Consider the following 13,690-nt stretch of genomic DNA (forward strand, 5'->3'; position numbering starts at 1 on the left):
AACCTATGCTACTCCACGCCGTACCCATGTTAGCCTCATTAGATGAGGAAGCAAGTGTTAAATTTTATACAGAAACGCTTGGTTTTACTTTTCACTCTGCCTGGGATGGCTACTTAATATTCAGCCGCGACGGGGTGTTTATCCACCTGTGGCCAACCAAAGATCCCGAGCATCCTAAAGTAAACGGTTGTTATGTTAATGTAGATGCGGTGGACGAATTATATGCAGAGCTTGAGCCCAAAGGCATCATCCATCCAGAGGGAGCTTTACAGGATATGCCCTGGGGTATGCGCCAGTTCAGTATATTGGATAATAACGGCAACATCATCCACTTTGGTGAGGATATACAGGAACCCGACGAAGATTAATTGATGAGCAGCTTATAACCCCTGCCGTGCACGTTGATGATCTCTACTGCCGGATCGTCCTTCAGATACTTGCGTATCTTGCTCAGGAAAACATCCATACTACGGCCGTTAAAGTAGTTATCATCATGCCATATATTCAGCAAAGCCTCTTCGCGGGTAAGTACCTCGTTGCGTTTTAAGCACAGCAGGCGCAACAGTTCGGCTTCTTTGGTGGATAGCTTCTGGATAGCATCGCCGCGGGTGATGAGTTGCGAGGTGTAATCAAAATTATAGCTGCTCAGCTTAAACTGGGTCGGGGTGTCATCAGCGGTTTTCTTTTCGGCGCTCTCTGCGCGTTTAAGCAGGGCGTTTATGCGCAGCAACAATTCCTCAATACGGAACGGTTTGGTAATATAATCATCGCCGCCAAGGTTAAAAGCCTGGGTCTTGTCCTCTATCATAGCTTTGGCGGTAGCAAATATTATGGGGATGCTGGCGTTTACCTTGCGGATATCTTTTCCTAAGGTGAAGCCGTCCTTTTTGGGCATCATCACATCTAATATAACCAGGTCATAAAGGCTTTTAGTGAAAGCACGCAGGCCTTCTTCGCCGTCTTTACAAAGGGTTACATCAAACTTACCTTTTAGCTGCAGATAGTCTTGCAGCAATAGCCCAAGGTTCGGATCGTCCTCAACAAGTAATATTTTCTTCATGGTTATTTTTAGTCGGTAAGACAGTAAGACCGAAAGTCCGTAAGATGGATTTTGCTAATCACTTCCCCGACTTATCGGACTTACGGACTCCGCGCTTGTTACACTGCGGCAAATTTTAATTCAAATTCCGAGCCTTTTTCCTTTTCAGACCGTACGCTTATCACCCCCTCAAGCCTTTTAACAATGGTGTTAACGTAGCTAAGGCCAAGGCCAAAGCCTTTAACATCGTGCAGGTTGCCGGTTGGTATGCGGTAGAATTGCTCAAATATTTTTGATTGCTGGTCGCGGCTCATGCCTATGCCTTTATCGGCAACCTTTATCACCAGTTCGTTATTTCTGTTGTAAGTGCTGATGGTTATTTCAGGCACATCCTTGCTGTATTTAACGGCATTATCTATCAGGTTGTATAGCACGTTGCTAAAATGCAACTCATCGGCCATTATCACAGGGTTTTCGGCATCAAGGCTAAGCACGGTAACCGCATCATGCTTTTGCAGTTTAAGTGCCATGCTATCCAGCACAAGGGCTATCATCTCGTTAACGTCGATAGGTTTTTTATCCAGCTTAAAGTCGTTCTTCTCAATACGGGCAATGTTCAGCACCCGCTCAATATGGCTGCCCAAACGAACGTTCTCCTCGTATATCACATTGGCCAGCCGTGCTACCCGCGATCTGTCCTGCGCTATCTCATCATCCTTTAAAGCCTCGCTGGCTATCATGATGGTAGATACAGGGGTTTTAAACTCGTGGGTCATGTTATTGATGAAGTCTATCTTCATCTCCGAGATCTTTTTCTGCTTGATGATGGAGAAAATAGTATATCCGAAACAAAAAACCAGCACTATCAACAAGCCTGCAGTAGTGCCCATACTCGCTTTCATGTTCCCGAGTATCAGCGAATCCTTCTGCGGGAAATAAACACGGATTTTTCCGGGGTCGGTGAGCAACTCGCTGTTGAATATAGTTTTCTGATAAGTATTCGCAGGGATAAACTCGGGCCTGGCGCCACTTACATCCATCGCTTTTGAAAACAGCAACGAGTCTTTATTGGCCATCGCCACCTCATAACTAAAGGGCAGGAATATACCACGGTTATGCAACTCAAAGCGTAACAAGGAGTCTATCCAAAAAACATTCAATCGCTTGTACAACGGCTCGTCAGATTTTCGGTATTCTTCGGCAATATTCTCAATTACATTGGCTGTTTTGCCTTTGTGCGGCATGTTGGCCAGTGAATCGGCCTCTAACATTTTTTTAACCGTGGTTAGCTGGCGCTCTTTCAGCAAACGTTGCTGCTCGCGTACCCAAAGCGGATTTAATTGCGGGGCGGCCACCAGTTGCTTACCAAACTGAGGGTCAATATATGTAGCATAAAGCGTATCATACTTATGCAGTTTCTTTTTGGGCATTTTAGGCCCTTTCACTATCTCGGGGATAAAGCGGCCATGTACATCGCCGTACTCATCGGTATATTCCTCAATGCGGATGCGCAGGTTTACTGAGCCCTGTTGCATCAAGGCGTTGATCTCGTCGTCCTGTTTTTTGTGGATGATCATGCGGCGCAAACTATCGCGCAGCATGGCCAGTTTACGCTGGCGTTTGCTTTGCTTTTTAAGGCTGGTCAATGAATCCTGCGGGGAGATCTTTTGCCCGTTGATGCTCACATCGGTACGTTTCTCGATGTTAGTTACTGCAAACGAGCGCTGCGTTTTGGCATTGATAAAGTTGATAGCATCTTGTTTTGATACCTTGCTTACCACACTGTTTAAAGCCTCGTTAACCGACTGGTTAAACAACTCCGATTGCATTTGGTATGATTGGCGCAGAAAATACAATTGCATAGCCACCACCCCCACAAGGGCAAAACCCATAAGGCCTACGATCAATGCTATACTTTTCTTTTTCATGCAAGAACAAAAATATCTGATTTTATGCCCGTTAAAATCCTTTTAACAAATTTTAACAAATGATTAGGCCGCTTTTAATCTGTTGATTTGTAACAGTTTCATAAATTTGCTACTCAAACCTGTATACACAATATGAAAAAGATATTTAAACCCGGCTTTGAGTTTATATTCTCGGTAAGCCTTATAGCCATACTTGGCCTGCCGCCGCTGGTGTTGGCACAAAGCCAAAAAAATATTGAGATAAAGATAGTTAACGGCGATACCACCATTAACGGTAAGGATATTAAAAAGCTAACGGCTGCCGAGCGCAAAGATGCATTGGCTGCCATGGAAGACGCACCTTTACCGCCACCACCACCACCTGCACCGGGCAATAATGCCACCATTATACTGAAGCAAGATAAAAACGGCAAAAACGTAACTATCGAAAAACAGGTAACCATTGATAACAACGGCAACGAATTAGCCGCCGGCGAAGGCACCCAAAAACGCACCCGCTTAAAACGCATCAAAACCGACAGTGCTTTTACCTATCGTTTTGATAACGACCTGCCATCGATGGACGTGCGTATTAACCGTTTTACCGGCCCCGGTCATAAAGCCACCAGCAAAAACAGCCAAACATTTAACTATTCCAATACGGATGGCGATGGCATTACTACCAATATCAGCTACAGCGTTAGCGATGCCCCTGCCGATAAGCTAAAAGCCTTAACAGGTACCGACAAAGCTGATTTAGAGATCGCTGATCTGAACCTGAACTACGAGTTCAGCACGGCTAAAACCATCCTTACATTGAACCTGCCCGCAGGCGCGAAAGAAATTAAATTGACGGCAAGCAATGGTACTACCGTATGGGCTGATAAGGTATCTGCAACCAGCTTCAGCAAAAAATTTGCGTTGCCGGTGAACGGCGTGTACTACCTGCAGGTTAAACAAGGCAGAAAAGTTGCTTTGAAGAGGATTGTCAAGGAGTAGTTTGTATTTGCCGGTTGGCAGTTTGCAGAAGTCCCATCATTGCCGTTGGCTTTAGCCAACGGATAACGAACAGTGCACAAATGACTTTAGCCAAAACCAAAGAGCTGAGTTTCGGCTAAAGCCGGGAACATCCGTTTATACTCCGTCGACTAAAGTCGACGGCAATGAAACATAAAAGCCTTTCTGAAAATCCAGAAAGGCTTTTATTATTCTTATCAAGCCTGCCTACTGCAAACTCAAAACTGGCCAGCTCTTAAAACGGCAGATCGTCATCATCAGGTGCCGAGCTGATATCAGCAGGGGCTGCATACTCCGGCGAAGCTGCGCTGCCTGCGCCGCTAAGCGTGTTAACTTTCCATAATTGTAAAGAGTTAAAGTATGATTTCTTGCCTGATTTATCAGTCCATGGGCGGCCTTTCAGGTTAAAAAACACTTCAACATCATCACCAACCTTAACAGCATCTAAAAGATTGCAACGATCTTGTATAGCCTCAAACTTTAAATACTCAGGATATTGTGGGTTCTCGATGTACTCGAGAATCAATTCTCTCTTCTTTAATGACTCGGTAACCTGTTGGGTTGCCGATACTTCATGTACCTTGCCTTTAACTTCCATAATTTCAGAAAATGATTAAAATGTAAAGTTAATAACCTCAAATTAAATAGCGGCGTATTTAATTCATATTTTTGCCAAATAATTATGCAAGTTTTCCACACCGAAAGTAAGATCATCATCACCTGCAACAAGCGCTTATCGCCCTATTTGCAGCAGGAAGTTGAAGCGCTTGGTTACAAGCCAACCCGTGTTTTCTCTACAGGCGTAGAGTTACAGGGAACCATTAATGATACCATCCCGCTAAACCTTAACCTGCGTTGCGCAAGTCAGGTTTTATACCTGTTAAAAAGCTTTGATGCTGCCGACCCGCAAGAGCTTTACAACGAACTGGTAAAGATTGAGTGGGAAGAACTAATTGATTTTACCGGCTATTTTTCGGTAACATCAAACGTAAACAACAAGCACATTACCACACCGTTGTTTGCCAACGTAAAAGTAAAAGATGCCATTGTTGACCGTATAAAAGATAAAAAAGGCATTCGCCCAAACAGCGGTGCCGATGTAAATAAAGCCGTTGTACACCTGTACTGGCAGGATGATAAAGCCGATGTTTTCCTGGATACATCGGGCGAGACCTTAGCCAAACACAGCTACCGCAAAATACCGGGCAAGGCACCAATGCTTGAGGCACTGGCAGCGTCAACCATTGTGGCCACCAACTGGGACCGCAACAGCCATTTTATTAACCCGATGTGTGGATCTGGTACATTAGCTATCGAAGCTGCTTTGCTGGCTACTGATAAGCATCCCGGCTTGTTCCGCATGAACTATGGTTTTATGCATATTATGGGATATGATGAGCAGGTATTTTTTGTGGAGCGCCGCAAACTAAAAGATAAAGCCAAGAAAGATATCGGCTTTAAAATTATCGCTACAGATATTTCTCAGGATGCCGTTGATATAGCCCGCCGCAATGCCAATACTGCCGGTGTAGAACATTTAATTGATTTTGATGTTTGTGATTTTGAACTTACCGACGTGCCCGAAGATGGTGGCGTAGTGATGTTTAACCCCGAGTACGGCGAACGTTTAGGTACGCATACCAAGTTAGAGATCACTTACAAACGCATAGGCGATTTCCTGAAAAAGAAATGCCTTAACTATCGCGGTTATGTGTTCACGGGCAACCCCGATCTGGCTAAGAAGATAGGTTTAAAGGCTGCCCGTAAAATTGAGTTTTACAATGGTAAACTGGATTGCCGTTTGTTTGAGTACGAATTGTACGAAGGCACCAAACGCCAGCCAAAAGAAGAAGTTTAAATGAAGAAATTACTTGTTATAGCGTTTTTACTAAGCTCTTTTTATGCCCACGCGCAAAAAGAACTGGCTTTCCCGTTCCAGGGTGGTGCACCCATCATGACCCGTTTTTTTAAGGATAGCCTTACTGTAAGCCCGGATATCATCGCTAAAAAAGCAAGCGGTGTGGCGGTATTAAAGTTTACTGCTGATGTAAACGGCGTGGTGCAAAAAATTGTGATCTATTATGCCGATGATTACCTGATCACCCTGCCTGCTATTGACGCGCTGAAGAAATCGACTAAGAAATGGATCATCCCTGATAAGGAAAAGTTTCATGATTTTATCATTCCGTTCTCTATCAGCTACAACACACCGGCATCCGGCGTAGCCGAGGTACAAAAAGCCGCGTACGAGTTCTACAAACGCCGCAAGCCCATTGTAGCCCGTGATCAGATACCTTTGAACGATGCTACCCTGCTACCAACGGTAAGTGTTAGCTACGATCTGAAGTAGAAACTAAAAGGCAAGAGCCATTCGCATAGCTGACTCACCCGGTCTTCGCTACGCTGGACCACCCTCTCTGCTGCAAGCAGCAAAGAGGTAAGAAAAGAAAACGAATAAACCCCTCTTTACGCTTGCGTAGAGAGGGGTGACGAGCGTCAGCGATGTCGGGGTGAGTCAATGAGCAAGCGGGAATCGCAAGGACTATCAACATAAGACCAATCAAATGCTCTATTTTGCCATCATCATTGCCGTAGTTATCAGCTTTACACTGTTTCAGCGCAAGCGTAGTCGTGCATTAACGCAGGTTATTCTTACCGATAAGCAGAAGGCACTGTTGACGCAACATATTGATTATTACAATAACCTGTCGGATGATGATAAAGCTTACTTTGTTGATAAGGTAGAGCAGTTTCTGGATGCCGTACGTATTGAAGGCGTAGGCCTTGAGGTAAACGATACTGACCGCCTGATGGTAGCATCAAGCGCGGTGATCCCCATCTTTAAATTTAAAGACTGGACCTACCGCAACGTTACCAACGTACTCCTCTACCCCGACACCTTTGATAAAGACTACCAGTTTGAGGGTGGCGACGAGCGCAATATTATGGGTATGGTAGGCAGCGGTTACATGAACGGGCAGATGATCCTGTCGCGCGCGGCGCTGCAAAAAGGCTTCTCAAAAAACAACGGCAAACAAAACACCGGCATCCATGAGTTTGTGCACCTGCTGGATAAAGCCGACGGCGCCACCGATGGCATCCCCGAAGGTTTCCTTCCGCATGAGTACATTAAACCCTGGGTGCAGATGATGCACCAGGAGATAAGCAAAATCCGGGCAGGCCATTCAGACATTGATCCGTACGCGGCTACCAACGAAGCCGAGTTCTTTGCCGTGGTATCAGAATATTTCTTTGAAAAACCCGACCAGCTGCAGGCCAAACACCCTGAGCTTTATGACTTGCTCAGCAAAACTTTCGGGCAGGATCTGGCAGGGTAAAGGTGCCGGACCAATTACAAAAATGTCATTTCGAACGAGGTGCGAGAAGAACCGTAACGAAGTGGAGCTCATCGAAGATAAATCCTGTTATTTGTTCTAAGCTCTTCGCTTTGCTTATCTGACAGGATTTCTCACTATCGTTCGAAATGACATAATTTTTTATTGCAACCGGAGCGCATAAACGCTCCGGCGCAATAATCATGTGAACGGGTTTAGGTAGTTCTCTTTTGTATTATCGCTTTTACCGACAAATCCTTGTCAGTCGTAATTATTTCACTACCAGGCGTTCACGCTTGTTCGCGATGTTCATGCGCGTGAACGTGAACACTTGCAAACCAAATATGCGTCATTGCGAGGCACGAAGCAATCTCTTGACGCAAATCACTCAGGCAAGGCGTATATCAGTCCTAAAGAGATTGCTTCGTACCTCGCAATGACGTGGTTATGATTCTACTCCTCTTCCCCATCATCAACCTTTGCAATAGCGTTTGATTTACTCAACGATTTTGCACTCTCTGCCAGGCGGATAAACTCGGCGCGGTAGCCTTCGTTGTCGGTTCCTTTACCTTCGCGGGCGGTGGCTATGGCGTGGTCAAAGCTGGCTTTTTGCTTAAATTTTGAGTTGCGCAACAACATACCCACCTCAGCCACTGCCGATGCAAATTTGAAATCGGTTGAGGTTTGTTTAAACTCAACGGGCTTATCATACACCACCGCCTGGCTCAGTTTGCTTGCTGATGAGGTTGGTTCTTTATACCTGAATTTGATGGTCATCATTTCTGCAGACGGATTAAGATCTGCCTTTACCTGCTCAATCTTCTGGTATTTCAGCGGATCTACACTGGCGGCAAAGCTGTCTTTTATACCAACAGGGATGATCTCGTAGAAAGCCGTAACGGTATGGCCGCTGCCCATATCGCCGGCATCTTTTTTATCATCATTAAAATCTTCTTTATCCAGTACGCGGTTCTCGTAACCCAACAGGCGGTAGGCCTGCACTTTGCCGGGGTTAAACTCTATCTGCAGTTTCACATCCTTGGCAACGGTGAATAAGGTACCGCCAAATTCACTAACCAGGGTTTTGTGGGCTTCAGTAGCATTATCAATATAAGCATAGTTGCCATTGCCTTTATCGGCAAGGGCTTCCATTTTGCTGTCTTTGTAATTACCCATACCAAAGCCAAGAACAGATAATGAGATGCCGCTTTCGCGTTCCTTCTCTATCAGTTTTTCCATAGCCTCATCACTTGATGCACCAACGTTAAAATCGCCGTCGGTAGCCAGGATAATACGGTTGTTACCTTTCTTCATCAGGTTTTCGGAAGCAATTTTATAGGCAAGTTTTATGCCCGCGCCGCCTGCAGTTGAGCCGCCTGCCTGCAGGTTATCTATGGCATTTTTAATGGTCTCTTTTTTATCGCCACCGGTTGATGGCAGCACTACACCTGCTGCACCGGCATATACTACCAGCGCCACTTTGTCCTGCGGGCGTAGCTGGTCTACCAGCATTTTAAGCGATGATTGCACCAACGGTAATTTATTCACATCACTCATAGAGCCCGATACATCTATTAAAAACACCAGGTTTGAAGCTGGTAGATTGTTAGTTGCGATGGTTTTAGCTTTTAAGCCGATGCGCAATAAACGATGCTTAGGGTTCCACGGTGCTGATGAAAGTTCGGTATGGATAGCCACCGGTTCATTATCCTTAGGGCCGGCAAGGTCATATTTAAAATAGTTGATCATTTCCTCAACACGCACGGCATCCTCGGGTGGCATCTGCCCGCCGTTGATAAAGCGGCGCACGTTACTGTACGATGCTGCATCCACATCAACAGAAAAAGTTGACAAAGGCTCGTTTACCGAATTGGTAAACTTATTTTCGGCCATGCCTTTGTAGCTTTCGTTATCGGCGATTGGTGCAGGGGCCACACTGTTGTAAGCATAGTAACCAGCGGCATTGCCACGAATAGCCATATTGTTAACTGCACCGGGATTTCCTTGTACTGTTACGCCTGCTACCCTACCCTGCAATTGTGTGTAGGCTTTATCAGCGTTAACAACGGCCACACTTCCCAACACCTCTTTCTTACGCTTGGCTTGATATCCCGTCACTACCACTTCGCTTAGTTGGCGGGATGATGATTCCAACTTTACATTTATCTCTTTCCTGTTGCCAATAGCCACTTGCTGAGTTTTGTATCCTATGTAAGCAAAACTTAGCGTAGCCGCGCTCGTAGGAACGTTTATGGTGTACTTACCATTAACATCAGTTTGCGAGCCTATTTTTGTACCATCTACAATAACAGTTGCAGCAATAACGGGCAATCCGTCATCAGCAGAAGTTACTTTTCCTGTAATCGTGCGGGTGTCGGTGTCGCGTTTAAACGCCGCAAGCGACACAAAAAGGGTTAGGATGATCATTAACTTTTTCATAATTCCATCGGTTTTTTATTACAGGATGCAGCCGCCATTGGATTTCCATAAACCATTTAAAAAAATTATTTTGCATCATCTGTCTTAATGAAGTTTTTTAACCGGCCCAATAAACCAGAAGATACCGACGACGAGCAGCTGCTTAAAAGCTATCGGGATACCCGCGACTTAAAGTTGCTGGGTAAACTGTATGAGCGTTATATGCCGCTGGTTTATGGCGTGGCCCTTAAATACTTAAAAGATGAGGACGCCTCTCAGGATGCCGTAATGGCCATTTTTGAAGAGCTGACACAAAAGGTACATCAGCACGAGGTAAAACAGTTTAGGAGCTGGTTATATGTGCTTAGCCGCAACCATTGTTTAATGCAATTGCGGGCCGGTAAAAAAATGGAGACCGTAGGGATAGATGACTTTATGGAATTTACCCCGGTTTTGCATCCTGACACTGAAGACAAGGAACAAGCCATGCAAGCTTTAGAGCGCTGCCTGGAAAAACTAATGCCTGCGCAACAGCAAAGCGTTAAGTTGTTTTACCTTGATGAGAAGTGCTATAAAGAAGTTGCCGATGAGACGGGCTTTAGCATGAACGAAGTAAAAAGTTATATACAGAACGGCAAACGCAATTTGAAGATCTGTTTAGAAAAAAATAGTGAAAGATAAAAGGGCTGACATATCGCAGATACAAGCTTACCTTAACGGCGAGCTGGATAGCAAAGCCATGCATCAGCTGGAGCGCGAGGCACAGGCCGATCCCTTCCTGGCCGATGCCCTGGACGGCTATGCCGGTGCGGCGGGTCAGCAGGATAAACTTGCTGCCTTGCAGCAACGCCTGCAGCAACGGGTAGAACCAAAAGTTCGCCGCATGTTGCCTTGGGCCACCGTTGCCATAGCCGCTTCTGTTGTTGGTTTTGTTATTGTGGCCGGCTTATTCTTTATGCGTAATGACAGTAACAAGCCTTCGGCACAGGTTGCAATAAATGAACCGGCTAAGGCTGCACCCTTATCTGCAGCACCAGTCCCCTTAGCAGATTCTCTCACTTTAAAAACGAATAAAAAACTTGCCGCACCGCTACCTGTGCAGGAGCAAAATATGAATGCTTATAATACTCCCCCTTCTGTGAGTAAACCTGTACCATCACGAAACCTGGTGTATGATAGCGCGATAGTACAGGCAGAGCCAGCACCAGTTGCAGAGACTGATAAATCGCTATATAATAACGCAAGCCCTGTAGTTAATGACCAATACAAGTCAAACTATATGGCCAATAAACGCCAGGATACTGTATTAGGTGGCGAAAACATCGCTATAAACAAAAACCCATCAGCGGTTACAGTATTAAATAGCAAAGCCGTGGGTGCTACTTACAAAGAAAGGGAACGCCAATCTGCAAGTGCCACCGCAGCACTAATGGCAGCTAACTTACCAACAGGATTAAACGGCAAAGTGTTAGATGATAAAGGTGTCCCCCTGCCCGGTGCATCTGTACAAGTGGTTGGGAAATCTAACGCAACCACCACTGATGCCTACGGCCGCTTTAACCTGCGCGAGGTAAAACCCGACGACCAGGTGGCCTATGGCTATTTAGGGTACGATAAAAAAGTATTACCCGCAAAAACCGGCGATAGCGTAAAAGTAATGCTCAAGGAATCGGGCACTTCATTGGCCGAGGTAGTGGTTACACAAGTGCCAAAACGCAACGGCTCAAAAGCCCAGCCTATGATGGGATGGAAAGCTTATAATGATTATCTAAAACGGGAAGCCATTTTAGATGAGGGTGAGAAAACAGGATCGGTGCAGGTGACTTTTACAGTTGCAGCTAACGGTAACATCAGCGATATCAAAACAACCAAAAGCTTGAATGCCGCCGCAGATGAAAGAGCGATGAGTCTTATCCAAAAAGGCCCGCGCTGGTTTGGTAACCTTAATGGCAAACCGGAGGTTGTAAAGGTTACGGTGAAATTATTGAACCGGGAATAACTCCAAAAGCTACTCAAAAAATGTCATTTCGAACGAGCGGCAGCGAGGAGAAATCTTCTGCATGCAGAACTTAAATTGTAGAAGATTTCTCCTCGTTCCTCGTTCGAAATGACAAGTGTATATGTTCGCGTCACTATTACTTACGCATCCACCGTATGCTTCTCGCCAATTTGCTGGCGCCACATGGCGTAGTAAAGGCCTTTCTGGTCAATCAGGTCGTGGTGTTTGCCGGCTTCTACTATGTTGCCTTTTTCCAGTACATAAATGCAATCGGCATGCATAATGGTTGAGAGACGGTGCGCTATCAAGATGGTAATATGATCGTTCAATACCGATACATCGCGGATAGTATGGGTGATCTCTTCTTCGGTGATCGAATCCAGTGATGAGGTAGCCTCGTCAAACACCAGGATATCCGGCCTGCGCAGCAGAGCGCGCGCGATGGATAAACGCTGCTTTTCGCCACCAGATACTTTTACGCCTCCTTCACCAATTACAGTATCCAAACCTTTATCGGCACGGGCCATCAGGGTTTGGCAGGCTGCGCGTTGCAATACCTGTAAACACTCTTCGTCGGTTGCATCAGGGCGAACAAACAGTAAGTTCTCGCGGATAGTGCCCGAGAACAATTGGGTATCCTGCGTCACAAAACCTATTTTTTCGCGCAACTGGTCAAGGTCTATTTCTTTGCTTGCAATATCGTTATAAAGCACATCGCCTTCGCCAGGTTGATACAAACCTACCAGCAATTTCACCAGGGTGGTTTTACCTGAGCCTGAAGGACCAACAAAAGCAATGGTCTCACCTGTATTTACCTTAAAGCTGATATGAGTAAGCGCTTTGCGGTTAGCCGTCAAGTGCTGAAAGCTTACATCGTCAAAAGTCAATTTGTGTACCTTCTCTAACAATACAGGTTTCTCGGGCTTTTTATCAATAGGTGTGCTCAGGATCTTTTTGAAGTTACCTAATGATACTTCAGCCTCGCGCCAGCTAAGAATAACATTACCCAACTCCTGCAGCGGGTTAAACAGGAAGAAAGAGTAGAACAGGAAAGTGAAATACTGGCCGGCAGATATATTACCTCTGAATATCAGCATCAATAAAACCACTACCATGGCACTGCGCACCAGGTTTACGGTTGTACCCTGCACAAAGCTCATGCTGCGTACATATTTTACTTTCTTTAGCTCAAGGTCTAATATCTTGTAGGTAGTTGTATTTAAGCGCGCTATCTCCTGTTTTGCCAAACCCAAACTTTTTATCAGCTCGATGTTTCTTAACGATTCTGTAGTTGAACCGGCGAGAGCTGTAGTTTCGGCAACGATATTCTTTTGGATGCGTTTGATACGGCGGCTCATGGCCATGCTCACAAACGATATGATAGGGATAGCGGCAAGATAAACCAGCAACACCTGGTAACTGATGGATACCGAGTAAACCATTACAAACACCATCCCGATGATGGATACAAACAGGATGCTGATAAATTGGGTGATAAACTTCTCGCAGTCCAAACGTACTTTTTGCAGGATGCCCAGAGTCTCGCCGCTACGCTGGTCTTCAAATACCTGGTAAGGCAGCTCAAGCGAGTGCCTCAAACCATCGGCATACATTTCGGCGCCAACTTTTTGGGTAATGATATTGGTAAAATAATCCTGGAAGTTTTTAGCTATACGCGACACCATGGCAACGCCAATGGCTAAACCAATGTACATCAGCACGCGGTTAAGGTATTCGCTCTCTTTAAGACTACCGTGTTTCTCGATCACATTATCAACAATATGACCGGTTATATATGGATCAAGCAGCGAGAAACCAATGTTCATTGCTGCTAAAAACAACGCCAGGACAACAATCCAGCGATGCTTTTTTAGGTAACTGATAAGTATATTCATTTTTCTCGGCAGCAAAAATAAATAAAGGGAATGGCCTGCGTAGCCTATCCCCTTTAATATGACAATGCGGTTATACCACC

Annotated in this window: 12 protein-coding genes; 7 read left to right on the top strand and 5 right to left on the bottom strand. The window is 45.4% G+C overall.

The window, feature by feature from the left end:
• The first annotated feature begins 5 nt into the window (after positions 1-5).
• Positions 6-368: a bleomycin resistance protein gene (locus D0C36_RS09345; protein WP_117391251.1), complete on the top strand. Its 363-nt coding sequence runs from the start codon at positions 6-8 to the stop codon at positions 366-368.
• Here the strand turns inward: D0C36_RS09345 and D0C36_RS09350 are convergent.
• A complete protein-coding gene (locus D0C36_RS09350; protein ID WP_117391252.1) occupies positions 365-1,060 on the bottom strand; it encodes a response regulator transcription factor in 696 nt (231 codons plus the stop codon). The two genes, D0C36_RS09345 and D0C36_RS09350, sit on opposite strands and share 4 nt — an antisense overlap.
• Positions 1,061-1,158: 98 nt before the next feature.
• Complete coding sequence (locus D0C36_RS09355; RefSeq protein ID WP_117391253.1) at positions 1,159-2,967, bottom strand: sensor histidine kinase; 1,809 nt, start codon at positions 2,965-2,967, stop codon at positions 1,159-1,161.
• Positions 2,968-3,099: 132 nt separating this feature from the next.
• Here D0C36_RS09355 and D0C36_RS09360 point away from each other — a divergent pair, with 132 nt between their 5' ends.
• Positions 3,100-3,945: a T9SS type A sorting domain-containing protein gene (locus D0C36_RS09360; protein WP_117391254.1), complete on the top strand. Its 846-nt coding sequence runs from the start codon at positions 3,100-3,102 to the stop codon at positions 3,943-3,945.
• A gap of 253 nt (positions 3,946-4,198) precedes the next feature.
• Here D0C36_RS09360 and D0C36_RS09365 read toward each other — a convergent pair whose 3' ends face one another.
• Positions 4,199-4,561: a DUF3127 domain-containing protein gene (locus D0C36_RS09365; protein ID WP_117391255.1), complete on the bottom strand. Its 363-nt coding sequence runs from the start codon at positions 4,559-4,561 to the stop codon at positions 4,199-4,201.
• A gap of 84 nt (positions 4,562-4,645) precedes the next feature.
• Here D0C36_RS09365 and D0C36_RS09370 point away from each other — a divergent pair, with 84 nt between their 5' ends.
• The 3 genes from D0C36_RS09370 to D0C36_RS09380 all read left to right on the top strand — a co-directional run bounded on the left by D0C36_RS09370 (position 4,646) and on the right by D0C36_RS09380 (position 7,301).
• Positions 4,646-5,821, top strand: a complete 1,176-nt coding sequence (locus D0C36_RS09370; RefSeq protein ID WP_117391256.1) for a THUMP domain-containing class I SAM-dependent RNA methyltransferase — start codon at positions 4,646-4,648, stop codon at positions 5,819-5,821.
• On the top strand, positions 5,822-6,313 hold the full coding sequence (locus D0C36_RS09375; RefSeq protein ID WP_117391257.1) for a hypothetical protein: 492 nt from the start codon (positions 5,822-5,824) through the stop codon (positions 6,311-6,313).
• A gap of 214 nt (positions 6,314-6,527) precedes the next feature.
• The gene (locus D0C36_RS09380) at positions 6,528-7,301 is read left to right on the top strand and encodes a M90 family metallopeptidase (protein ID WP_117391258.1); all 774 of its coding nucleotides are present in this window, start codon (positions 6,528-6,530) and stop codon (positions 7,299-7,301) included.
• Positions 7,302-7,751: 450 nt separating this feature from the next.
• On the opposite strand, the gene D0C36_RS09385 is transcribed toward D0C36_RS09380, so the two are convergent.
• Positions 7,752-9,737: a vWA domain-containing protein gene (locus D0C36_RS09385; RefSeq protein ID WP_117391259.1), complete on the bottom strand. Its 1,986-nt coding sequence runs from the start codon at positions 9,735-9,737 to the stop codon at positions 7,752-7,754.
• Positions 9,738-9,824: 87 nt separating this feature from the next.
• Between D0C36_RS09385 and D0C36_RS09390 the strand changes: the two genes are divergently transcribed.
• Positions 9,825-10,397 carry an RNA polymerase sigma factor gene (locus D0C36_RS09390; RefSeq protein WP_117391260.1) on the top strand — a complete coding sequence of 191 codons (573 nt, stop codon included), beginning with the start codon at positions 9,825-9,827 and terminating at the stop codon, positions 10,395-10,397.
• Positions 10,387-11,715 (top strand): carboxypeptidase-like regulatory domain-containing protein, encoded by a 1,329-nt coding sequence (locus D0C36_RS09395; RefSeq protein WP_117391261.1) that lies wholly within the window; start codon positions 10,387-10,389, stop codon positions 11,713-11,715. Before D0C36_RS09390 ends, D0C36_RS09395 begins: the two co-directional genes overlap by 11 nt.
• Before the next feature lie 140 nt (positions 11,716-11,855).
• On the opposite strand, the gene D0C36_RS09400 is transcribed toward D0C36_RS09395, so the two are convergent.
• Positions 11,856-13,610 (bottom strand): ABC transporter ATP-binding protein, encoded by a 1,755-nt coding sequence (locus tag D0C36_RS09400; RefSeq protein ID WP_117391262.1) that lies wholly within the window; start codon positions 13,608-13,610, stop codon positions 11,856-11,858.
• Positions 13,611-13,690: the final 80 nt, after the last annotated feature.

The sequence above is a fragment of the Mucilaginibacter conchicola genome (assembly GCF_003432115.1).
Lineage (GTDB): Bacteria > Bacteroidota > Bacteroidia > Sphingobacteriales > Sphingobacteriaceae > Mucilaginibacter > Mucilaginibacter conchicola.

Bases quoted from the DNA above. Each gene is read 5' to 3' on its own strand.
- D0C36_RS09360 (WP_117391254.1), top strand. From the start codon at position 3,100: ATGAAAAAGATATTTAAACCCGGCTTTGAGTTTATATTCTCGGTAAGC.
- D0C36_RS09345 (WP_117391251.1), top strand. From the start codon at position 6: ATGCTACTCCACGCCGTACCCATGTTAGCCTCATTAGATGAGGAAGCA.
- D0C36_RS09365 (WP_117391255.1), bottom strand. From the start codon at position 4,561: ATGGAAGTTAAAGGCAAGGTACATGAAGTATCGGCAACCCAACAGGTT.
- D0C36_RS09400 (WP_117391262.1), bottom strand. From the start codon at position 13,610: ATGAATATACTTATCAGTTACCTAAAAAAGCATCGCTGGATTGTTGTC.
- D0C36_RS09380 (WP_117391258.1), top strand. From the start codon at position 6,528: ATGCTCTATTTTGCCATCATCATTGCCGTAGTTATCAGCTTTACACTG.
- D0C36_RS09385 (WP_117391259.1), bottom strand. From the start codon at position 9,737: ATGAAAAAGTTAATGATCATCCTAACCCTTTTTGTGTCGCTTGCGGCG.
- D0C36_RS09370 (WP_117391256.1), top strand. From the start codon at position 4,646: ATGCAAGTTTTCCACACCGAAAGTAAGATCATCATCACCTGCAACAAG.
- D0C36_RS09375 (WP_117391257.1), top strand. From the start codon at position 5,822: ATGAAGAAATTACTTGTTATAGCGTTTTTACTAAGCTCTTTTTATGCC.
- D0C36_RS09355 (WP_117391253.1), bottom strand. From the start codon at position 2,967: ATGAAAAAGAAAAGTATAGCATTGATCGTAGGCCTTATGGGTTTTGCC.
- D0C36_RS09350 (WP_117391252.1), bottom strand. From the start codon at position 1,060: ATGAAGAAAATATTACTTGTTGAGGACGATCCGAACCTTGGGCTATTG.
- D0C36_RS09390 (WP_117391260.1), top strand. From the start codon at position 9,825: ATGAAGTTTTTTAACCGGCCCAATAAACCAGAAGATACCGACGACGAG.